This window comes from Psychroserpens mesophilus (assembly GCF_050617655.1).
Taxonomy (GTDB): Bacteria; Bacteroidota; Bacteroidia; order Flavobacteriales; family Flavobacteriaceae; genus Psychroserpens; species Psychroserpens mesophilus_A.
In genome coordinates this window covers 166,446-189,416 of sequence record NZ_JBODQC010000001.1, presented here as the reverse complement: position 1 = coordinate 189,416, position 22,971 = coordinate 166,446, and the positions used below count along the sequence as shown (strand labels likewise).

The window sequence follows — 22,971 nt, the reverse complement described above, 5'->3', positions numbered from 1 at the left end:
GATATGATGATTTCGTTTTGTGAGAATTGGTTATACATGTTGATCAATAAGAATGGTATTTCCATCAGGATCGTAAAGTACAATACTTGCAGGACCAGATGAGCTTTCATCGGTTTCTCTTTCTAATTTTATAGCATTCGATTTAAGATGTTTTTGAATCGCTCTTACATCGTCATACGAATCCTGTGTATTTGCATTTTGATCCCAACCAGGATTAAATGTCAAAATATTTTGTTCAAACATACCTTGAAAAAGTCCGATAATTGCATCACCATTTTTCATAATTAAATAGTTGTGATCAATATCTCCACCAAATACTGAAAAGCCTAAAGTTTCATAAAATGTTTTTGAAGCATGAATGTCTTTTACATTCAAACTCACTGAAAATGCACCTAATGTCATAAGAATTGATTTTTAAATTAATTTTAATACAAAACTATGAGAAGTCAGGGAGAAACAGTTCATACTAAAGTACCAAACCACTCATACTTTAGTTTAAAAGTAGCATTTTTAAATAATATTGAAGCCTTTTGCTATTTGTAAAGCCTGAGTACGACGTTTAGCATTAAGTTTTGTAAGAAGACTTGAAACATGTGTTTTTATAGTGCTTTCTGATACAAAAAGTTTCTCACCAATTTCTTTATTTGAAAGCCCTTCGGCAATACCAATAAGGACTTCATATTCTCGTTTGCTTATGTCGAGAGCTTCAATTTTTTTATAATTGATAGTTTTAGAAACGACATGTCGTTTGTGCAGGCTTTTTTTGTTTAAGTACACACCAACGAAAAAGAAAACAATAGCGACGATGGCAATGGCAAATTCTGAATCTAAATCGCCAGAAATAATAGCATACTTACTAAACTGAAATAAAATTAGCAAGGCTAAAATGAGCAATCCAAATACAAGAATGGTTTTTCGCATGCTTTAAATTTAGCAAAATTCTGCTATAATTTTATCTACGATGGTTTGCGCCAATTTCTCTTTGCTTTCTATAGTCCATCCAGCAACATGAGGAGAAAGTAATACATTTTCAGCTGAAATAAGGTATTTAAAAGCTTCTGGCATTTCTGAAGAAAATAAGTTTTCAAACGATGACTTTTCATATTCCAGAACATCTAATCCTGCACCTAAGATTTTACCATTGAGTAAGGCTGAAACTAAATCTTTAGTCACCACACTTTTGCCACGAGCTGTATTGATAAGCCAGAAATTATGTTGAAAGGCATTGATAAATGCTGAGTTTACCATGTTGATTGTTAATGGTGTTTCAGGAGTATGAAGACTTAATACATTTGCTTTAGCTTGCAGTTCACTCAAAGGAACTTGTGTTGCATTTTGATCACCAACATTTGGCTTGATATCGTGGCATAAAACATTGACGTTAAACCCTCTAAGTTTTTTAGCAAAAGCTTTACCCATATTTCCATAGCCAATGAGGCCAACAGTTTTTCCGTCGAGTTCTAATCCACGATTATCTTCACGTAGCCATTTGCCATTACGAACTTCACGATCTGCTTTATTGAGTTTATTAAACAAGGAGAGTAACATGGCTAAACTATGTTCGCCAACAGCATTGCGATTACCTTCTGGAGCAGCAATGAGTTTGATGTTTTTTTGTTCAGCATAATTACAATCGATATTTTCTAATCCTGCACCAACACGGCCTATAAATTTTAAATTTGTAGCTGCATCGAGGAATGGTTTATCAATTTTAAATCGGCTACGAATGATAACACCATCATAGTTGTGAATGATACTTTCTATATATTCTTTAGATGAAGTGTACTCTTCATCATTAGTGAATCCTAGAGCGTTGAGTTGCTCAATGAGGAGTTTGTGATTGGTGTCTAGGTGGAGTATTTTCATGCTTATTTTCTGTAAAGACAGGAGTCTTATGAATCAATTTATAAAGGTAAAAACAATGAGACACTTCTATTGCGCTCAATGTGACAGTTGAACTACTTTTTAAATGTCAGGATATATGGTTTGTGTTAATTTTGCTTGTACTTTGCCAGTATGTGCTGTACTTGATTTTTCAAATAATAAGAGGTGGACTTCTTCATCATTTTTGGTACACGGATTGTGTTCAACACCTTTTGGAACCACAATAAATTCACCTTCTTTAACCACTTCTGTTCGGTCTCTAAATTGCATGTATAATGTACCCTTAATGACTTGAAATAACTCGTCTTCATCCTCATGACTATGCCAGACAAATTCGCCTTTTACTTTAGCTAAGAGGATTTGCATGTTATCTACAGTAGCAATACGATGTGGGTGCCACTGTTTGGTGAATAGCGCATGCTTATCTTTGATGTTAATTGCTTTCATAGGCTAAAAGTAATAAATAATGGGATGCTGAACCAAGTCCAGCATGACGAATTCGTATTTGCGTTAGTGATTGAACGATCTGTTTGAGCTCTTTTCTGTTTTAGAAAAAGCGAGTAGTGAAAGCACGACCTGAAAGGGAACGCCCAAACTATTAAATACCTAAAATTAATCTGGCAATCCAGAAATAAATTAAAATTCCGAAAATATCGTTACTGGTTGTAATGAAAGGACCCGTTGCAATTGCTGGATCGATACCTCGTTTATCAAGGAAAAGCGGAACAAAAGTACCAATTAAACCTGCGATGATGATTACCGCAATTAATGAGACAGAAATGGCTAATGCTGTCGTGAAATCTCCTTTAGTTGCCCACACAAATAAAAACAGAAATATGGCTAAAATGGTTCCGTTTAATGCTGCCAGTAGCATCTCTTTTATAAGTCGGCTATTAATACTCCCTTTCACATCGTCATTGGCTAAACCTTGAACTATGATAGCACTTGATTGTACACCAACATTTCCAGCCATAGCAGCAATAAGTGGTGTAAAAAAGAATAATACAAAAGCTTTGCCTTTAAAGGCTTCTTCAAAACCTTCCATAATTAAAAAGGCACCAACACCTCCAACTAGCCCTAAAAATAACCATGGTAAACGTGCTCTTGTCAACTCTAAAATACTGTCATCGGCTTCTACATCACCTGTAATACCTGCAGCCATCTGGTAATCTTTATCGGCTTCTTCTTTTAAAACATCTACAATATCGTCAATAGTAATTCTACCCAATAGAGTTTGGTTTTTATCTACAACAGGAATGGCTTCTAAATCGTATTTTGCCATGACTCTTGCGACGTCTTCAACATCATCATTGACATATACCCAATCTACAGTGTCTTTAGAAATATCTGCAATTTTTTGTTCACTTTTTGCTACAATTAAATCTTTGAGAGACAAACGGCCAATGAGTTTTTCTTTTTTGTCAACCACATAAATGGAATGTACTCTTGTGACATCTTTAGCTTGTCCTCTAATACGTCGTAAGCATCCTGCAACAGTCCAAGTTTCATAAACTTTAACAAGTTCTTTAGCCATAAGGCTACCAGCTGTATCTTCCTCGTACGCTAAAAGTTCAGTGATTTCATCTCGATGGTCATTGTCTTCAATTTGAGAAATCACTTCGGCCTGACGTTCTTCTGGTAATTCAGCAATGATATCGGCAGCATCATCTGTATCGAGCTCTTCAATTTCTTCTGCTATTTCTTTAGCTGAAAGATTTTCAAGTACTTTTTCTCTGGTATCTTCATCAAGTTCGGTAAGAATGTCAGAAGTTGTTTCAGAATCTAATAATTTGATGACGTATACTGAATCTTCCAGATTTAATTCATCCAGAATTTCGGCAACATCGGCATAGTGAAACTCATTTAGAAGCGTTTTTAACGCCTTGTCGTTTTTATTGGCGACAAGAAGTTCGACCTGCTCAATGAGTTCATCGGTAAGTTCAAATTGAATATTTTCTTTTTCTTCTACCATAAGATTTAGCTTTGCTGAATCTAAAAGATGTCTTTTTATTTCACTTTTTTGATAAGATAATTATAATGCTTTGTCGTCGTTTTCAATGTGTTGTGTCAATTCTATAAATGAAGCCACACTAAGTTGTTCAGGACGTTTGTCAAATATAACATATGCTTTTAAATTATCTGAAAGATTGAATGTTTTTAAACTGTTACGAAGTGTTTTTCTGCGTTGTTGAAATGCGGTTTTTACAATTCTAAAAAATAATTTTTCGTCGCAATTTAAGCTAAAGTTTTCCTTTCGCTTTAAAAGCAATACACCAGACTCTACTTTTGGAGGCGGATTAAAAACCGTTGGAGGTACAGTAAATAAATAGTCAGCATCATAAAACGCCTGAGTTAACACGGAAAGAATACCATAGACTTTACTGCCTTCTTTAGAACAAATTCTTTGAGCGACTTCTTTTTGAAACATCCCTGAGAACTCGGGAATTTGTTCACGCATTTCCAAAGTTTTAAATACAATTTGTGTAGAAATATTATAAGGAAAATTACCAATAATGGCAAAAGGCTCATCATTAAAGATCTCAGTCAAATCGTATTTTAAAAAATCCTGTTCATGAACACGATTTGCCAAGTTGAGGTAATTGGCTTTAAGGTATTCTACAGATTCAGTATCAATTTCTATAACATGCGTGTTCGTGTCTTTTTTTAGCAAATATTTAGTGAGCACACCCATTCCTGGACCAATTTCTAAAACATGTTTATAGCCATTTAAACTTAAGCTATCTGCTATGCGTTCGGCAATGGATTCGTCGGTTAAAAAGTGCTGGCCTAAATGTTTTTTTGCTCTTACAGACATCGTCTTTATTTAAATTTTACGGAATATTCATCCACGATTTGAAGTTCGGTTCTAAAGGACAACATTTTATCTGCGAATTTTTTCAAGCCTTCCGTTCTAAGTCGATCAGCATCATCTTTGTAATACGCATCAAGTGCTTCCCTTGAATACGAACGATATTGAATAGAATAGGTTTGTCCTCCCATATTTTCTTCAACTAACACTTTGGTTAAGGTTGCCTTTTCAAACTTGCCTGTAGATAGCACTTGAGGAATATGTTCTTTAATCCAGAGGAGCCATTCGTCATGAATACTATCATCAATATTGACAGTTACGTTATAAATGTACATGTGTATCTATTTTAAAGGTTTTGAATTATTACACTGAGCGCAGTTGAAGTGCTACACAGAATAGTTTTTATAAATCTTTTGCAAATAACAGAAGTTCTTTGTCGTCTTCAAAGGGTTTTACTGTTTTTTGGTAAGATAAGCCTAATTTTTCCAAAAGATGAATAGAAGGTTGGTTTATTGGAAGCGTAATAGCACAAAGTGTTTTTATGTTGAATTTATTTTTGGCAAGGTTCATAATTTCTGAAGCCGCTTCATAACCGTAACCTTTACCATGATAATCAGGTAATAGAGAAAAGCCAATGTCTACATGATCTAAGTTGTCGCGTTGAAGTAAACCACTTGTACCTATAGTTTTAAGATTTTCAGCCTTAACCTGAAGTTTGTAATACCCAAACTCATGAGTTTCATAGCACTTCAGTTGGTTGTTTTTAATGTGATTTACAGCTTGTTCAAGAGTTTTTACATTACGATCACCATTGTATTTTAACCAACCAGGCGTGTTCATTAATTCCAAAAGAAAAGAAGCATCATCTAATGTGATTTTTGAAAGTAGAAGGCGTTCCGTTTCGGCGATTATCATTTTTAAGAATTCAGCATAAATTGAAAATTAGTGTATAAAAAACAAATATTCTAACAATTAACAACTAATTGATTGTATCACCTCGTAGCATTCTGAAGCGTTTTCGGGCTTCAATAAAATAAATACTGTCTTCGTGATTGAAAATAATATTTTCGTATAATGGTTTAGCTTTTTCAGGTTCGCCTAGTTGTGTTTGATACAATTGGGCTAAATAAAAATAGGCATCATCAGCCAGAATTTCATCTCTATAGTTGGCAATAATGTATTCGTAGTTAGCTAAAGCTTTATCGTATTGTTTTGTCTTTTCAAATAATTTGGCTTGCATAAACAACGCTTGGTCTTCAATGGTTTCGCCTTTATGTTCAGTTAAAATTGTATCTAATAACGAAATGGCTTCTTCATTTTTGTTCTGAAATGCCAGCAAATCGGCCTTAGAATATAAACGCAAAGCCGTATGTAGTGAGTCTTCCTGAATGTTATCTGAAATCAATAGTTTTAAATCTAAAGCGTCATTGGCAATAAGTTGCGAAGTAGATGCTTTTAAAATTTTAAGTTGAGATTCTGCCCATTTAAAATCACCTTTATAATAACTTGTTTTGGCTACCTTATATCTGGCTTGTTGTGATATTGTACTATTTTTAAGATTCGCCTGTATTTGCGAATAATAAATGAGAGCTTCATTAAATTTTTCTTGAAATACTAATATGTCTCCCAACTTTAATTTAACGGTTGCTTCCTGAAATAGAGATAATTCTAATTCGAGACTTTTCTTTAAAAAGGCACTGGCTTCTTTAGGCTGATGAAGATTAAAAGCCAGAAAATCACCATAGGCAATTTGAAGTGAAATGGTTTGTTCGTAAGTTCCATATTGTTTAAAAAGCTCAAGATATTTATCTTGAATAGCCTTGAGTTCTTTTTTACTGGCATTAGTGATTTCAATGTCTAAAAGATACTGATGCGCTGTAAGTCTGGTTTCTATATCTTGGGAATTTTCTAATATATAATTGAAAATAGCATTTGCTGTATCGTATTCTTTTTCATTGATTGCTGTAAGTGCTAAATCTGTAATGCGTGATAAGCTTTCAGGATTTCTTTTGTATAAAGCCTTTTCCTGAATAAAGGCTTTGTTGTATGCTTTTTCCTGAATGTAGAGCCAGCTTAGCATATCATACCACATTTCATCTGGCTGTGCTTGAATTTTTTTTAGTAGTAATTTTCTTAGAGCGATATTATTTTCATTGTCACTGCTTTCTGAAACGAAATCACTAAATGCACGTTTCCCATTATTAAGAAATGTGGGCTTTGATTCAATATAATCAATATAATTAGAGAACATTTCTTCAATATTTCCAAGTTCTCCATAAATACGAGCAAGTTGAACGTTATAATTTTGATTTGGATTGAGAACCATTCCTTTTTTATAAACGACAATAGCTTTTTCTAAAAGGCTGCGATCTTGAAATTGTTTGGCTACACTATATGTAAATGCTGGATGCTCATCAATTGCAATTATAGCATCAGAATAATAGGTTTCTGACATTTCTGTATTCCCTTTTAGTTGATAATTATAGCCTAACTCAACCAATAGTGACGGATTGTTACTTTTAGAAATACGTTCTAATAGCAAAATCTGAGCTTCATCATATTGTTCTAATTGCTGGTGTGTTTCAACAAGCTTGTACAGGAATTTATAGTTGCCTTTGTTTTTTTCATATAATTTTTGATACGAGAGAAGTGCTTTTTCAAATTCACCACGTTTGAAATAATTATCTGCCAGTTGTTCGTTTTGTGAAAAACCAAAAAGATAACTAAAAAGACATATGACAAGTAAAAATTGCTTCATGCTACTAATTTATGTAAATATAACTTATGGTGCGCTTACATATTGTGAATGTTTTTATAAAAAAAATGCCTAAACGCAAGTTTAGGCATTACCAATCAAAATAAATGTGCTATTAATCACTAAATAAAAATGATTCAATTATTCTGCTGTGGCTATTTTTGGGGATTATCTAAAAAATAAATAGGTCTATTATAGTAATACTTTGCTTGCCATAACAATTAACGTTACTAGAAGTACGATGCGTTTGATGTTTTTCATAATAAGTAGGTTATTTGTGATTTGGAATGCTAACTTCTTTAATATTATCGAAATAACAAAAGAATTTGTTAAAAAATCGTTGAACAACGTCTTTTTTTAGCATTTAAACGGTTGTAAATAAGAATACTCTTACAAATTAGATTTTATCGAATCCTGTGTAAGGAATCAAAACTTCAGGAATTTGGATGCCGTCTTCGGTTTGATAATTTTCTAAAATACCTGCCAATACTCTAGGTAAAGCCAATGAACTTCCATTAAGAGTGTGGCAAAGTTCTGTTTTACCATTGCTATTTTTAAAACGAAGCTTTAGTCTGTTAGCCTGAAAAGTTTCGAAATTAGATACTGAAGAAATTTCCAACCATCGATCTTGAGCTGTTGAAAACACTTCAAAATCATAGGTCAGTGCAGACGTAAATCCTAAGTCTCCTCCACATAAACGTAAAATTCTGTAAGGTAATTTAAGTTCCTGTAAGATGGTTTTTACGTGTTCTACCATTTCGGTTAAAGCATCGTAAGAACGATTTGGATGTTCTACGCGTAAAATTTCAACTTTATCAAATTGATGCAAACGATTTAATCCTCTCACATGTGCTCCATAACTTCCAGCTTCTCTTCGAAAACATGGTGTGTAGCCAGTAATTGAAATTGGCATATCGCTTTCAGACAATAAATTATCTCTAAATAAATTGGTTGCAGGAACTTCGGCAGTTGGAATCAAGTATAAATTATCTTCGGTCACGTGATACATTTGACCTTCCTTATCAGGCAATTGTCCAGTACCAAATCCTGAAGCTTCATTAACTAAATGAGGTAATTGGTATTCGGTGTAACCTGCAGCAGTATTTTTATCTAAAAAGTAAGCAATTAATGCACGTTGTAATCTGGCTCCTTTTCCTTTGTATACAGGAAAGCCTGCACCAGTGATTTTATTTCCTAATTCAAAATCTATAATATCATATTGTTTTGCTAATTCCCAATGTGGTAAAGCTTTACTGTGTAATACAGGAATATCTCCTTCTCTGTATACCTCTTCATTGTCTTCATCGGTATTTCCAGAAGGCACAATTTTATTAGGAACATTTGGAATTTTATAGAGCATGTTATTAAGTGCATCAGCTTTCACACTTAGTTGCTCGCCCAGAGTTTTAGAATCCTCTTTTAATTGCGTTGTTTTTTCTTTTAGCACATTGGCTTCAGTAGCTTTTCCAGATTTAAAGAGGTTACCAATTTCTTTCGAAATGGCATTAGATTCGGCAAGAGTATTATCTAATTGAGTTTGTATTGCTCGTCTGTCTTCATCTAATTGAAGCACTTGTTCGATCATTTCAGTGGCATCAATATTTCGTTTAGCCAGTCTTTTAATGACATCTTCTTTGTGTTCTCTAATAAAAGCAACTTGTAACATGAGTAAAAATTTAAGCTGCAAATTTAAGGAATTGTCAGTTATTCTCGTCTTGTTTTGAAAGTAAAATCCACTCTTGATGTTTAAACGCATTCCATTCTACACTTGTCAGGTCCACTTCTGGATCAATCAATCGTTTTACTGGTTTACCATTTACACTTACAAAGGCACTAACATAGACCTTTATATCGATACCTTTTTTTGCATATTCCTTTTTTAAACGCTGAGCAAATTGCCACATCACGTCTGGTTTGGAGCTTACTGTTTTTTGTTGTTTTTTGGAAAGGTAATCGTCAAAATTGATACGTGTCGAATTGTTTGTAGCCTTATCGACAACTGTAAATATTGTGTTGCCTCTTTTTGTACGCAACATCATCCGCCAAGACATTCGATGCCCTTCTTCTGTCCAAAGCACATCACCTTCAATAAAATGATGTCTCAAAGGAAGTGCAATTTGCACTATAAAATATGTGATAAAAATAGTTTTAAAGGTGGTTGCATAATTTGGAGTTTTAACTTCATATGCATCATAAAACGGTTTTTTCTTGAGAAATAAATTATGGATGTATTTAGCTTCAAAAAAGAACAGACTGAAAGCTAATGATAAGTATGGAAATATACCAACTTGAAAAATAATCGAATTAAAAAGATGAAAAAAGACAGATGCAAAAAATGCAATTTTACGAGTCGGTTTCCAAAGCAATAACGGAATTATAAGTCCGTCAAATAAAATCCCACCATAAGCAACAAAATAATGTACAATTTTATATTGAAGAAGATCTCCAACCAAAACATAGTCTTGTTTACTTTGCATTAAGAGTTTAGGTACAGTGAGGTCTATCCAATCTGGATACATTTTAGCAATAGACGCGTAGGTGTATAAAATAAATAACTGAAAAAAGAAATAGAGCCTGCACCAATTAGGCATTGAAATACGTTTTATATTCGGATTCAGTTTTGAGTCAACAGAAGCAAATTTATGAGCAGGCATGACAGTCATAACCGCACTTAATAGCATTAAAAAATAATAGTGATTGTTATAAGATGATTTTTGCATGAAATAAACACCAGCCCAGAGTAGTGTAAAGCTGAGCATGCTCAATCTATATTTGTAACCTATCATTACAAAGATTCCAAAGATTCCCATGATGGCATAATAGACGTACATCCATGAACCAGGTAAAGGTTGAAGCCAATCCAAACCAATGAAGTTAAATGTAAATTGAGGTTCAACGAGCGTACGGGTAATCCATCCAGTGGCAATGGCACCAAAACTTTCTAAGGTAATTAAAGCGCCAAAAACAATTCTAAAGACAATTAAAGCACTATTATCAATATGTTTGAATAAGAGTTTATTCATAGTCACTGATAAAATTTAGCGCTTGTTTCTGGTCTAACTTAAGTTGTTCTTTAAGCAATGCTATAGATTCAAACTTATATTCGTCTCTAAGACGGTTCAAAATAGTGATTTTAAGATTTTTACCATAAAGGTCTTTATCCAAATTGAAAAAATGAACTTCGATAGATTGTTTAGTACCATTCACAGTAGGATTTATTCCAACATTCATCATTCCGTAAACAGTAGAATCATCGATGCTTGATTTTACAGTATAGACTCCGTTTTTTGGGATGAGTTTATAATCTTCCTCAATATGAATGTTTGCAGTTGGAAATTGAATTTGTTTCCCAAGCCCTTTTCCTTTAATGACTTCTCCAGTTAAAAAATATGGAGCGCCTAAATATGAATTGGCAGTTTTGATATCGCCATCATTTATAGCATTTCTAATTTTTGTAGAGCTTACAGCAACATCTTTGATGTCTTGAGCAGAAATTTCCTCTACTTTAAAACCAAATTCTTTTCCGAATGAGATCAAATCATCAATATTAGCACCTCTGTTTTTTCCAAAACGATGGTCATAACCAATAATGATATGCTTAGCATTAAGCTCATCTACTAAAATAGTTTTTACATAGTCTCTTGCAGAAAGATCAGCAAACTCCTTATTAAATGTCTTTATAACAAGGGCTTCTAAGTTTAGTTTAGAAAGTAATTCTTTTCGTTCCTCAATAGTATTTAAAAGTTTAATGTTTGCTTCTTTCTGTAGTACCATTCTTGGGTGCGGAAAGAAAGTCAAAACAACAGATTCAAGTGTTTTAGCCTGACCTACTTTAACTAATTTTTCAATAATCTTTTGATGACCAATGTGAACACCATCAAATGTTCCAATTGTAATCACAGAAGGGTTTTTAGAATAGGTGTTTTGAGAATTATAAAGTTTCAAAATCGGATATTGTTTTGGTAAAAATACTCATAAACCTAAAACGAATGAAATATAAATTTTAGCATTTATGGTTTAATATTCAAGATGCGTAAGATGAGACCTAAATGCAAAGTATCATAATACCAGAATATTGAAATTCATTAAAATGTATTTAATAGTGTTAAAACATGAATTTTTGTTAAAAAAATTATAATAAAATCATATGATTTCACTAGATTTGGAGTCACTATTTACATAAAAAATAAGTGATTTAAACATTTTTAACTAATATACATACACATGAAGAACTTTACTTTTAAATCAATTTTTGCTGTTTTAGCATTTATGTTTGCTATGACCAGTTATTCCCAAGACCGTACTTGTGGAATGGTTGAGTACATGGAAGAGATGCTAAAAGATCCAGTTTTAGCCAAAGAATATGAAGAGAATCAAAGAAAATTCAAGGCCGAAGTTGCTAAACGATTAAGTACGGACTTCCAGGCAAGAGGAGGAGCAACAATAGAAATTCCTGTTGCTGTACATTTTCCAACAGGAAATGTAAACGACAGAGCTTGTTTAGAAGCATTAGCTCAAAATCAAATAGATATTTTAAATGCAGATTACACAGCTACTAACTCAGATATTTCTACATGGAATAATTCAGCTAGTGCATTCTATCCTGGTTTAAATCCTGGATCGGCTAATATTGTATTTTGTTTAGCAACATCAAATCATCCTGCTGCTGTATCTCAACTAGTGGAAGGTCAACCTGCTGTTACCATTGGATACAATTTTGCAAATGGCGCAGGTTTTCCAGAAATGGATGCCAACTTTCAAGGCTATTTAAATTTTTTGGTAAAACCTATTGGAGGCACTGCTTTAGGGTATTCACCTCTAGGAGGTAGTGTGGCTAATGGAATGGCCGTTGTAATTAATACTAATACTTTTGGATCTGGAACTGGTTGTCCTAGTTCAGGAATCGTTCCTTCATTTCCATTTAACCAAGGGAGAACTACAACCCATGAATTAGGTCATTTTTTTAATTTAAATCACACCTTTATTGCTGATGGAGGTGGTAATTGTTCACAACCAGATGCAGATGGTATTGCAGATACGCCTAAGGTAGCCAACAGTACTTACGGTTGTCCAAGCAACCCGACACCATTTGCTTGTAATGTTCCAGAAAGACGACTTACCATGAATTATATGGATTATGTTAATGATGCATGTATGTATATGTTTACTCCTGGGCAAATGAATGTCGCTGAAGCATATATTTCGGCTAATTTGGCACCAGCATTTAAACCAAATACATGTCTTGCACCTAATCCAGGGTTTGCTTTAGCAGCAGACAATAGTCCTGTTTCAAGTTGTCCAAATACTGATACACAAGTTACGTTTGACTTAACATATACTACCATTTTAGATTTTAATGAAACGACTACATTTTCGGCAATAGGACAGCCAGCAGGATCAACAGTTAGTTTTAGTCCAACATCTTTAAATAATGATGGAAGTTTTACTATGACTGTTGGAAACTTAGGAGCAACTGTTGAAGGAGAATATACTATTACCGTTACAGGTACTTCTAATTCTGTTACCGAAACTGTTGATGTACTGTTAAAAAACACATGTACTGAGATTGTTTGTGCTCCTTATGCATCTGGAGATTTAAATATTACAACATTAGACCCATCTGGTACAAATCCAGGAGTAGTGAGTGGTGATGTTGTGGTTCCTGATTCTCAGATTATTGAAAGTATGACTGTAACTGTAGATATTGATCATACATATGTTCAAGATTTAATTTTACAATTGGTTCACCCAAGTAGTACGCAAGCCAACCCTGTTTTTGTTAATTTATGGGATAGAGATTGTGTAAGTGAGAATGATTTAACGGTTACTTTTGATGATGAAGCTGGAGCAATAGCTTGTAGTAATCCAACTAGTACAACAGCAACCATTTCTGGTACTTTTGCACCTAATGGACCATTGAGTACATTTGATGGTTTAGAAGCACAAGGTACCTGGACATTATTAGTTGCTGATTTTGCAAATGGAGACACAGGTACGTTTAACAACTGGTCTATGACTATTTGTAGTGAACAAGGTTTGAGTATCAATGAATTTTCTTCAGATAGTTTTGCAATTTTTCCAAATCCTAACAATGGAGAATTTACAATTAAGTTAAATTCTAATTCAGGAAGTGATATTAAAGTTGATGTATTAGATATTAGAGGAAGAAGAATCTTTAACAATGTTTATACAAATACAGGTGATTTTAATGAGACGGTTAATCTTAGCAACGTCCAATCTGGAATGTACTTAGTTACTGTTAATGATGGTAATAATAAAGTTACTAAGAGAATTATTGTTGAATAATTTAAAAGCAATTATTGTTTTAAAAGAGAGAGGCATAATGCCTCTCTTTTTTTGAAACTAGTTTTTTAAAAATTGTACTATCTTTAAAAAAAAATTATATGAAAATTACTCTTTACTTAACAAGAATTATCATCTTCTTTTTAACTGCATTTTCGATGTTCGCTCAAGAGAAGACCTGGGAAATTTCTCAATTTAGAAACGGAACAGGTGATGTTACATTAGAATATTTAGATTCAAAAAACTATAGCACATTTCAATTAAACATCGATAATTTAAAACAACAACTACTTAATGCGCCACACAGAAAGGAATCTAACGGACAGTCAAATACAATTGTAGAGTTTCCCAATGTTAAAGGTGAGTTTGAAGCTTATAATGTTGTTGAAACCGCTATATTTTATTCAGAAAATGGGGCAAATACCTATCCAAACATCAAAACCTATTTAGGATCTAGAACAGATGGTTCAGGAACTCGTATACGATTTAGTATTACTCCTTTAGGCTTGAAAGCAATGATTTCTGAACCAGGCAAAGCCTTATTTTATATCCAGCCTGTGACAAAAGTATCTAATGGTCAGTATTTAGTTTATAACAAAAATGCTGTTGTTGATTCTTCTGAAACCTTTGAGTGCTTAACCGAAGATTTAGAAGTGCTTTCAAGAACTGAAGCTCCTTCGTTAAGCAGAGACGCTAATGACCAGCTTTTAAGAACCTATCGTATAGCAATTTCTACAACATCACAATACACAGGTTTTTGGAATGATGGCATTGCTGGTAATGGTGGACCTCAGGAAGACGCTTTGGCTCAAATGGTATCAACATTGAACAGAATGAATGAAATTTTCGAAGTTGACATGGCAATTACATTTCTATTGGTTAATACAGTTGATGACCCAGCCATAGATTTAGTATATTCTGGGACTGATCCCTATGGAGGTAACTTAAATGGAGATTTACAGAGTAATTTAACAGCTACAGTTGGTGAATCTGATTATGATATTGGGCATTTATTTCATTATGATGATAATAATGGAAATGCTGGTTGTATAGGTTGTGTTTGTGAAAGTGGGAAAGGTAGCGGATTTTCTGCTCATTTATTTGTTGATAATGACGGAGGACCATACATGTCTGATTTTTTCGATATAGATTATGTACCACATGAAGTAGGTCATCAAATGGGAGCAAACCATACGTTTTCTCATAATAGTGAAGGATCAGGTGTAAATGCTGAACCTGGAAGTGGGACTACCATAATGGGTTACGCTGGAATAACTGGAGGAAACAACGTTCAAAATCATAGTGATCCTTACTTTCATTATTATTCAATAAGTCAAATTTTAACTAATGTCTCTTCAGCTCCAAATGATTGTGCAACGACGACGACAATTACTAATAGTCCACCAGTAGCCAATGCAGGAACTGATTATACAATTCCTAACGGAACAGCCTTTGTCTTAAAAGGAAACGCTACTGATCCTGACGGTACAGATACACTAACGTATTGTTGGGAACAAATAGACAGTGGTACAACAACTACTAATAATTTTGGACCTACAAAAACAAGTGGAGCACTTTGGAGATCAAGACCTCCTAGTACATCACCAGACAGATATATGCCAATTTTTGAACGTGTTTTGGATGGAGAACTTACAGAAACAAATCCAGGAATAACTACTAATAATACCTCTTGGGAAACCGTATCGACTGTTGGTAGAGATTTAAATTTTGCTTTAACAGTTAGAGATCGATCAGAAGCAGGTGGAGTTGGGCAGACGCCTCAATCAGATTTTGATACTATGACAGTTACTGTTGACAATGCAAGTGGACCTTTTCTAGTGACCTCTCAAAACTCAAATGAAACTTGGGATGCAGGATCTATGCAAACCATAAGTTGGGATGTAGCTGGAACCGATAGTGGAAATGTAAATACGCCTACTGTAAATATATTATTGTCGGTAGATGGAGGACAAACATTTCCGTTTACTTTAGCATCAGATGTTCCAAACGATGGTTTATACGATGTAACAGTACCAGTTACTGGAAATGGTGATACATCAATGGCAAGAATTATAGTTGAAGGACATAATAATATATTCTATGCTGTTAATGCTTCAAATTTTACTATCCAAGAATCTGAATTTGTAATGACTGTTGATTCAACAGAATTAGATGTTTGCCAACCTAATAGTTTGGTTTATAACTTCACCTACAACACTTTTCTTGGGTTTAATGGCACTACAAATTTTTCTGTTTCAGGACTACCATCAGGTGCTTCAGCCGTTATAAATCCAACATCTGCTATAAACGATGGAACAACAGGAACGATTACTATAAATGGAATAGATGGTTTAGCGGTAGGAAGTTATCCGTTTGTGTTTGAAGGCAGTTCAGGAGGTATAACTCAAAGCGTAGATTTAACAATGAACGTTTATAATGATTCAGTTAATGCAGCTGTTTTAGCATCACCTGCTGATGGTGCTATAGACCAAAGTGCAGAAGCGGAATTAACTTGGACAGGGAGTGATAATGCTCAAGATTACGTTATAGAAATTGCTTCAGATATGGGCTTTACAAATATTGTAGACAACGAAACTGTTCAAACAACATCTTACACAGCTAGTAATTTAAATACTAGCACATTGTATTATTGGAGAGTTACGGCTTCTAATTTATGTGATACAGCTCCAGTATCATCTGTATTTAGTTTTACTACTGCCAATGTAATATGCAATGATTTTTTAGATAATGTGCCGCAAGTAATCCCTGCTTTTGCTTTTAATCCGATTATTTCAACAATTAATGTCGATTCAGATCTTTTGGTTGTAGATGTAAATGTTACATTAAATATAACCCATAGTTATGTTGAAGATTTAAATATTACACTTACAAGTCCGTCAGGTACTGTTGTAGATTTAATCATGGGTCAAGGAGGAAATGGAGACAATTTAATTGATACTACTTTTGATCAAGAAGGAACAGATGGTTCAATAACTGGTGCTTCTCCTCCATTTACAGGAAGTTTTATTCCTGAAGGTGATTTATCTACCATTTATGGAGAAACTTCTGGTGGAGATTGGGTATTAACAATAGTTGACGCTGCTTTTTTTGATGGAGGTACATTTAATAGTTTTGATCTTAATTTATGTGTTGAAGGAACATTGTCAGTTGAAGATGAAATTGGTAGTCTTTCAGATGTTGTGATTTATCCAAACCCGAATAAAGGAATGTTTAATGTTAAGATTAATAATTCTAATTCTGAAGATGTGAATATTTCAGTTTTTGACATTAGAGGAAGACGAATTTTTGATAATATATATAAGGGGTCATCATCTTTTAATCAAACAGTAAATCTTAATAACGCTCAATCTGGTGTGTATCTTATTACTGTTGAAAACGGAAACAGAAAGATAACGAAGCGAATAGTAGTTAATTAGAATAAATGTGTTTTGATACTTATTAAAGAGAGGCTTTTTTAAGCCTCTCTTTTTATGTTCCGTTAAATGTATTCATAGTATTATTTACACCTGCAGTTCCAAAAGATTTTATAAGCTCAATAGATTTATCTAGTCGTTCTTTTAATTGTTCAGATTCCTCATCACTCCATTCTCCTAAAACATAATCAACTTGTCTGCCTTTATTAAATTGGTTACTAATACCAAATCTAAATCTATTGTATTTTGTGGTTTGAAGTTTATTTTGAATGTCTTTTAGCCCATTGTGTCCTCCGTCGCTACCTTTTGTTTTTAGTCGAAGACTGCCAAACGGAAGATTGAGATCATCGGTTACGATAAGTAAGTTGTCTAATGGTATTTTCTCTTTTGTTAACCAGTAAACCACAGCTTTTCCGCTTAAATTCATGTATGTGCTTGGCTTTAATAGAATAAAAGTTCTTCCTTTAAACTTATAGGTCGTAATATCACCCAATTTTTGTGTTTCAAATTTAAGCTCTTCTTTCTCTGCTAAGGCATCTAAAACTTTGAAGCCTATATTATGTCTCGTATTTGCATATTGTTCTCCAATATTACCAAGTCCAACAATTAGAAATTTTTTCATAGAATTAGTGTCTTCGATATCTATAGTTGTCGAATTCCATTTAAATAGATTTTTTATAAGCGTCCAGATAATACAAAATTTTTGTAAAAATAAAAAAGCATTCTAATATATTAGAATGCTTTTCGTGTATAAAGAATATGTGAGTTTTATTCTTGAGTTTCAGTTGCTTCTGCTGCTGGAGATTCTCCTCCTTCTGCAGTTGCTTCTGCACCTTCTTCAAGTTCATCTTCGTCTTCATCTTCAGTAAGAATAGCAGTTCTGGCTGTTTTAATTTGAACCACAACTGTATTATCTGTATGTAACAACTTGTAACCTTCGCCTTCAAGAGCAGTAACGTACAATTTGCTTCCAATTTTTAACGGTGTAATATCAGCTTCTAAGAAATCAGGTAAATTTTTAGGTAAAGCTTTCACTCTTAATTTACGTCTGTTTTTACGAAGAACACCTCCATTTAAAACACCTCTAGATGTTCCAATAACATGTACAGGAATATCCATTGCAATTTCTTTATCTTCAAATAAACGGTAAAAGTCTATGTGTAAGATTTTATCCGTTACAGGATGAAATTGAATGTCTTGTAATACGGCATCATACGTATTACCATTGTCTAAGGCAATCACAACTGTATGCGCATTAGGCGTGTATACCAGTTTTGAGAACGCTAATTCAGCTGCTGAGAAATGCACTGTTTCGTCTCCTCCGTATAATACGCAAGGAACCTGACCAGCATTACGTAAGGCTTTTGTTGCTTTCTTGCCTACGCTTTCTCTTTGAGATCCATTGATTGTAATTGATTTCATTGTTTTTGTTTATATTAATATTAATTACATTATAAATTGAGAACTTATTGATTTGTTGTAATGTACATTATGCATGACATTAGCAAAAAGTTCTGCACAACTTAAAACTCTAATTTTAGAATGTTGTTGTTTTAAAGGAATTGAATCAGTAACAATTAATTCTTCTAATTTTGAGTTTTCAAGCTTTTTGTAAGCATCACCAGATAAAATAGGATGTGTGCAAATTGCTCTAACGCTAAGAGCTCCTTTTTCTATCATTAAATCGGCAGCTTTTGTTAATGTTCCAGCAGTATCTACCATATCATCAACTAATACTACATTTTTTCCAGTGACATCACCAATAAGTTCCATATGTGAAATAACATTGGCTTTAGCACGTTGCTTATAACAGATAACAACATCACTTTCTAATGCTTTTGAATAGGCATAGGCTCTTTTAGAACCTCCCATATCTGGAGAAGCAATTGTTAAGTTACTTAAATTAAGTTCTCTTAAGTATGGTAAAAATATAGTTGAAGCAAACAAGTGATCTACAGGCTTTTCGAAAAAACCTTGAATTTGGTCTGCATGTAAATCCATTGTAATAATACGAGTTGCTCCAGCTGCTTCAAGCATTTTTGCAACTAATTTTGCTGCTATAGGAACTCTCGGTTTATCTTTTCTGTCTTGCCTAGCCCATCCAAAATATGGTAGAACCGCTGTAATGTGTCTTGCAGAAGCACGTTTTGCTGCATCAATCATCAAAAGCATTTCCATTAAATTTTCAGGACCTGGATGTGTAGAACCTATAATAAAGACACGAGTACCTCTAATAGATTCTTCGTAAGATGGTTGAAATTCACCATCGCTGTAAGTAGACGTGATAACATTACCTAAAGGCACACCAAAAGAAACTGCAATTTTTTCTGCGAGTTCTTTACTTTGGTTACAAGCAAAGATTTTTGCTTCTGTTGCTAAATTAGGCATATCTAATTGTTTGTTTGATAATGATTTAAACCGCTTACTTTTAACGAGGTGCAAATTTAGGAATTTATTTGGACTGCAAAAGCATAAAAGCTACTATTTTTAATGGATTGTAATAAATTATTTTATAATTTTGCAGTCCGAAATAGCTCAAGTGGCGGAATTGGTAGACGCGCTGGATTCAAAATCCAGTTTCTTCGGAAGTGTGGGTTCGATTCCCACCTTGAGTACTTTAGAACCTTCAACCAAAACGGTTGAAGGTTTTTTGTTTCACATCCTCTTAATCACATGTGTCACAATACCCCAAATTTGAAAATCACTATGTTCTGTAACTAAAATAGGATCGTACACTGGGTTTTCAGGTTGTAGATAGACACCTTCAGAAGTAACTTTTAGACGTTTTACGGTAAATTCACCATCAATAAAACAGACCGCAATTTTATTATGTGAAGGCTCTAAGCTTTTATCAACGACCAGTAAATCACCATCGTCTAATCCTGCTCCAATCATTGATTGTCCGCTGACTCGAGCATAAAATGTAGCTTCTTTGTTTCTAACTAAGGTTTTGTCTAAACTAATTTTATATTCTTTAAAATCGTCTGCAGGAGAGGGGAAACCAGCTGAAATACCTGTTTGGGCTAAAACAATTTCTAAAGATTGGGTGTCGTCTGGAGTATAAAACTCAAGTGCATTTTTGGGAGTTAAGAATTTTAAAGACATTTTACAGTAAGGATTTCGTTAATATTGGTGGTGTATTTTGGAGATAACCGTTCTTGTCGCATTTTCCATGTACGTTTTAAATCTTGATTACCTAATTTTATTTTATGTGATTCGTATTTTTTATTAATGCGATCAATGGTTTCCATCAATGGCTTGTGTTTTGGGTTTTCAGTTGTAAACAAGTTGAGTTGCCGCTCGTTTTTTGGTACTAAACCCATTAGTATGATACCAGCTTTTTTGTAATGTAAGCCTTTTTTATAAATTTCGTTTAAGGCTTCAGTAGCATATTTACTAATAATTAAACTTGAGTCTGTTGGATATGGTAAATTTATAATTGTACTTATAGACTCATAACGTTCCCCTATTTTGTTGTGTTTATTATTTTTTATAAATACATAAACCATATTACAACATGAATGTTGCTTGCGTAGTTTTTCAGCACAACTGGTAGCAAATGTAGAAATACGCTCTTTTAAATTATCAAGATCAGAATAGGTATATTCAAAACTACGTGTTGTAGCAATCGCCTTTTTTTGTTTTATAGGTTCTTCTAACGCTAAAGTAGGAATACCTAATAATTCTTTTTTTAAACGCAAACCCACAACAGCCATATTGGTTCTTACCCATTCATCGCTGAGCTGTGTAAAATCATAAGCGTTGACACAGTGTCTTGATTTTAATCGTTTCTGTAAACCACGACCAATACCCCAAACCGATTCTATTTTTATCCATTTTAAAGCTTTTATGCGTTTGTCTTCAGAATCTATAACATATACACCATTGGTGTGTTTTGGAAACTTTCGGGCAATTTTATTGGCAACTTTAGATAAGGCTTTAGTTGGAGCAATACCGACACATGTAGGAATGCCTGTCCATTTTAAAACGCGCTGTCTAATCTGAAGGCCATAATCATTAAAATCATAATTATCAAAACCCTTAAACTGTAAAAATGCTTCATCAATACTATAGACTTCTACGTCTGGAGTGAATTGTTCTAAAATAGACATTACACGACTACTCATATCACCATACAAGGGGTAGTTTGATGAAAATACTCGAATATGATGTGCTTTAAAAAATGCTTCATATTTGAATGCAGGAGCTCCCATTGGCAAACCCAAAGCTTTGGCTTCATCACTACGCGAAATCACACAACCATCATTATTAGATAAAATGGCAACAGGTTTGTTGTTATATTGTGGTTGAAAAACGCGTTCACATGAAGCATAAAAATTATTACAATCAACGAGTGCGAACATGATATAAAGATAGGATAAAACTTTTAGTTTTAATTCTGTTTTTTTGAGAAGAGAATGTTAAAATTCAGACTAGTTATGTGAATTTTAACTTCAACACATTGGGGATTGACTACGTCCATCTCATAAAGGTTATGCTGGTAATGAGGCAACAGCAAACATTCGTTTGCAACCAAAAAACTCAATAAATTTCCTGAAGTAAACTTCGATAAATTTCTCAATTTTTTTGTTCTATTCGCAGAGAGGAAGGGATTCGAACCCTCGAAACGCTTTTGACGTTTACACACTTTCCAGGCGTGCGCCTTCGACCACTCGGCCACCTCTCTTTTTAATTTAATGAGCGCAAAGAACTATAAAATTTATGAAACTGTAAAATTTGATTTATAATTTATTAACTCATTTCGCCACGTAAAGACGTTTCAAAAATAGTTTTAAATGTTTTCATAGAAATGGCTTCACCTAACATGAACATTAATTTGGTCAATGCAGCTTCAGTAGTGATGTCTTTTCCAGAAATTAATCCTATTTGTTTTAGTTGAGAGCTGGTTTCATATTGTCCCATTATCACACTTCCGCCAGAACATTGCGTTACATTTATAATTGGGATACCTTTTTTTATTGTTTGTTTCAACAAGTCTATAAACCATTGTCGTGTGGTTGTGTTTCCTGCACCATAAGTTTCTAAAATAACACCTTTTAAGTCTGCAGTGGTTAAGATGCTTTTTAAGATAGGTTCAGAAATTCCAGGAAATAGTTTTATTAAAGCAATATTAGTATTGAAGGTTTTATGCACCACCATCTTTTTTCTTATGTTAGGTTTTAATAAGGCGTCTTCTGAAACATTTAAATGCACACCAGATTCTGCTAAATGTGGATAATTTAAGGATTCAAAAGCTTCAAAATGTTCTGCATTAATTTTGGTGGTACGATTGCCTCTGTATAACTTATATTCAAAATAAAGTCCGACTTCCCGAATTACAGCTTTGCCATTTTTTTGAAGCGATGCCATTTGAATGGATGTGATTAGGTTTTCTTTGGCATCTGTTCGCAAATCACCAATAGGCAATTGTGAGCCTGTAAAAATGATAGGTTTTGCTAAATTTTCGAACATGAAACTCAAAGCAGAAGCCGAATAACTCATCGTATCACTTCCGTGTAAAACGACAAACCCATCAAACGTCTGGTATTCTTTTTCTATTATTTCTGCAATTTGAACCCAGTAATCGGGATGCATGTTGCTGGAATCAATTGGGTCATCAAAAGAAATGGTGCTAATATCGCAATCTAGGAGTTTCAATTCAGGAATACGATCAAGTAAATTTTCAAAATCAAAAGATTTGAGAGCTCCAGTATCAGGATCTTTAATCATACCAATGGTACCACCTGTATAAATCAATAAAATATTAGGTTGTGATTGTGACATGA

At 33.7% G+C, this 22,971-nt stretch carries 20 protein-coding genes and 2 tRNA genes; 3 read left to right on the top strand and 19 right to left on the bottom strand.

Annotated features, from left to right (window positions below):
* Positions 1-30 precede the first annotated feature (30 nt).
* The 12 genes from ACRHNM_RS00780 to ACRHNM_RS00725 all read right to left on the bottom strand — a co-directional run bounded on the left by ACRHNM_RS00780 (position 31) and on the right by ACRHNM_RS00725 (position 11,393).
* Positions 31-402, bottom strand: a complete 372-nt coding sequence (locus tag ACRHNM_RS00780; protein ID WP_431132671.1) for a VOC family protein — start codon at positions 400-402, stop codon at positions 31-33.
* 108 nt (positions 403-510) lie between these two features.
* The gene (locus ACRHNM_RS00775) at positions 511-921 is read right to left on the bottom strand and encodes a response regulator transcription factor (RefSeq protein ID WP_431132669.1); all 411 of its coding nucleotides are present in this window, start codon (positions 919-921) and stop codon (positions 511-513) included.
* Between the two features lie 9 nt (positions 922-930).
* Positions 931-1,866 carry a 2-hydroxyacid dehydrogenase gene (locus tag ACRHNM_RS00770; protein WP_431132667.1) on the bottom strand — a complete coding sequence of 312 codons (936 nt, stop codon included), beginning with the start codon at positions 1,864-1,866 and terminating at the stop codon, positions 931-933.
* A 99-nt stretch (positions 1,867-1,965) separates the two neighbouring features.
* Positions 1,966-2,331: a cupin domain-containing protein gene (locus tag ACRHNM_RS00765; RefSeq protein WP_431132665.1), complete on the bottom strand. Its 366-nt coding sequence runs from the start codon at positions 2,329-2,331 to the stop codon at positions 1,966-1,968.
* A 151-nt stretch (positions 2,332-2,482) separates the two neighbouring features.
* A complete protein-coding gene (gene mgtE, locus ACRHNM_RS00760) occupies positions 2,483-3,856 on the bottom strand; it encodes a magnesium transporter (RefSeq protein ID WP_431132664.1) in 1,374 nt (457 codons plus the stop codon).
* A gap of 60 nt (positions 3,857-3,916) precedes the next feature.
* Positions 3,917-4,699 (bottom strand): 16S rRNA (adenine(1518)-N(6)/adenine(1519)-N(6))-dimethyltransferase RsmA, encoded by a 783-nt coding sequence (gene rsmA / locus ACRHNM_RS00755; protein WP_431132662.1) that lies wholly within the window; start codon positions 4,697-4,699, stop codon positions 3,917-3,919.
* 5 nt (positions 4,700-4,704) lie between these two features.
* Complete coding sequence (locus ACRHNM_RS00750; protein ID WP_431132660.1) at positions 4,705-5,028, bottom strand: DUF4286 family protein; 324 nt, start codon at positions 5,026-5,028, stop codon at positions 4,705-4,707.
* Between the two features lie 67 nt (positions 5,029-5,095).
* Entirely contained in the window at positions 5,096-5,608 is a 513-nt protein-coding gene (locus ACRHNM_RS00745; protein ID WP_431132658.1) for a GNAT family N-acetyltransferase, read from the bottom strand.
* Between the two features lie 64 nt (positions 5,609-5,672).
* Positions 5,673-7,451: a tetratricopeptide repeat protein gene (locus tag ACRHNM_RS00740; protein ID WP_431132657.1), complete on the bottom strand. Its 1,779-nt coding sequence runs from the start codon at positions 7,449-7,451 to the stop codon at positions 5,673-5,675.
* A 394-nt stretch (positions 7,452-7,845) separates the two neighbouring features.
* A complete protein-coding gene (gene serS / locus ACRHNM_RS00735; RefSeq protein ID WP_431132655.1) occupies positions 7,846-9,114 on the bottom strand; it encodes a serine--tRNA ligase in 1,269 nt (422 codons plus the stop codon).
* Between the two features lie 34 nt (positions 9,115-9,148).
* Positions 9,149-10,471 (bottom strand): HTTM domain-containing protein, encoded by a 1,323-nt coding sequence (locus ACRHNM_RS00730; RefSeq protein ID WP_431132653.1) that lies wholly within the window; start codon positions 10,469-10,471, stop codon positions 9,149-9,151.
* Entirely contained in the window at positions 10,464-11,393 is a 930-nt protein-coding gene (locus ACRHNM_RS00725) for a bifunctional riboflavin kinase/FAD synthetase (RefSeq protein ID WP_431132651.1), read from the bottom strand. Before ACRHNM_RS00725 ends, ACRHNM_RS00730 begins: the two co-directional genes overlap by 8 nt.
* A gap of 279 nt (positions 11,394-11,672) precedes the next feature.
* On the opposite strand from ACRHNM_RS00725, the gene ACRHNM_RS00720 reads away from it, so the two are divergent.
* Together ACRHNM_RS00720 and ACRHNM_RS00715 are read left to right on the top strand one after the other, a co-directional pair.
* Complete coding sequence (locus ACRHNM_RS00720; RefSeq protein ID WP_431132649.1) at positions 11,673-13,754, top strand: T9SS type A sorting domain-containing protein; 2,082 nt, start codon at positions 11,673-11,675, stop codon at positions 13,752-13,754.
* Between the two features lie 98 nt (positions 13,755-13,852).
* Complete coding sequence (locus ACRHNM_RS00715; RefSeq protein ID WP_431132647.1) at positions 13,853-17,188, top strand: reprolysin-like metallopeptidase; 3,336 nt, start codon at positions 13,853-13,855, stop codon at positions 17,186-17,188.
* 52 nt (positions 17,189-17,240) lie between these two features.
* Here the strand turns inward: ACRHNM_RS00715 and pth are convergent, their stop codons facing one another.
* From pth to ACRHNM_RS00700, 3 genes are all read right to left on the bottom strand, one after another.
* Positions 17,241-17,807 (bottom strand): aminoacyl-tRNA hydrolase, encoded by a 567-nt coding sequence (gene pth, locus ACRHNM_RS00710; RefSeq protein WP_431132645.1) that lies wholly within the window; start codon positions 17,805-17,807, stop codon positions 17,241-17,243.
* 146 nt (positions 17,808-17,953) lie between these two features.
* Positions 17,954-18,607, bottom strand: a complete 654-nt coding sequence (locus tag ACRHNM_RS00705; protein ID WP_431132643.1) for a 50S ribosomal protein L25/general stress protein Ctc — start codon at positions 18,605-18,607, stop codon at positions 17,954-17,956.
* A 24-nt stretch (positions 18,608-18,631) separates the two neighbouring features.
* On the bottom strand, positions 18,632-19,573 hold the full coding sequence (locus tag ACRHNM_RS00700; protein ID WP_431132641.1) for a ribose-phosphate pyrophosphokinase: 942 nt from the start codon (positions 19,571-19,573) through the stop codon (positions 18,632-18,634).
* Positions 19,574-19,718: 145 nt separating this feature from the next.
* Between ACRHNM_RS00700 and ACRHNM_RS00695 the strand changes: the two genes are divergently transcribed.
* Positions 19,719-19,800: transfer RNA gene (locus ACRHNM_RS00695), tRNA-Leu, on the top strand.
* Between the two features lie 40 nt (positions 19,801-19,840).
* Here the strand turns inward: ACRHNM_RS00695 and ACRHNM_RS00690 are convergent.
* The 4 genes from ACRHNM_RS00690 to ACRHNM_RS00675 form a co-directional block, all read right to left on the bottom strand.
* On the bottom strand, positions 19,841-20,290 hold the full coding sequence (locus ACRHNM_RS00690; RefSeq protein WP_431132639.1) for a LexA family protein: 450 nt from the start codon (positions 20,288-20,290) through the stop codon (positions 19,841-19,843).
* Positions 20,281-21,549: a Y-family DNA polymerase gene (locus ACRHNM_RS00685; protein ID WP_431132638.1), complete on the bottom strand. Its 1,269-nt coding sequence runs from the start codon at positions 21,547-21,549 to the stop codon at positions 20,281-20,283. The genes ACRHNM_RS00690 and ACRHNM_RS00685 overlap by 10 nt, the downstream gene beginning before the upstream one ends.
* Before the next feature lie 235 nt (positions 21,550-21,784).
* Positions 21,785-21,872 (bottom strand) — tRNA-Ser (locus ACRHNM_RS00680).
* A 65-nt stretch (positions 21,873-21,937) separates the two neighbouring features.
* On the bottom strand, positions 21,938-22,969 hold the full coding sequence (locus tag ACRHNM_RS00675; protein WP_431132636.1) for an asparaginase: 1,032 nt from the start codon (positions 22,967-22,969) through the stop codon (positions 21,938-21,940).
* Positions 22,970-22,971 lie beyond the last annotated feature (2 nt).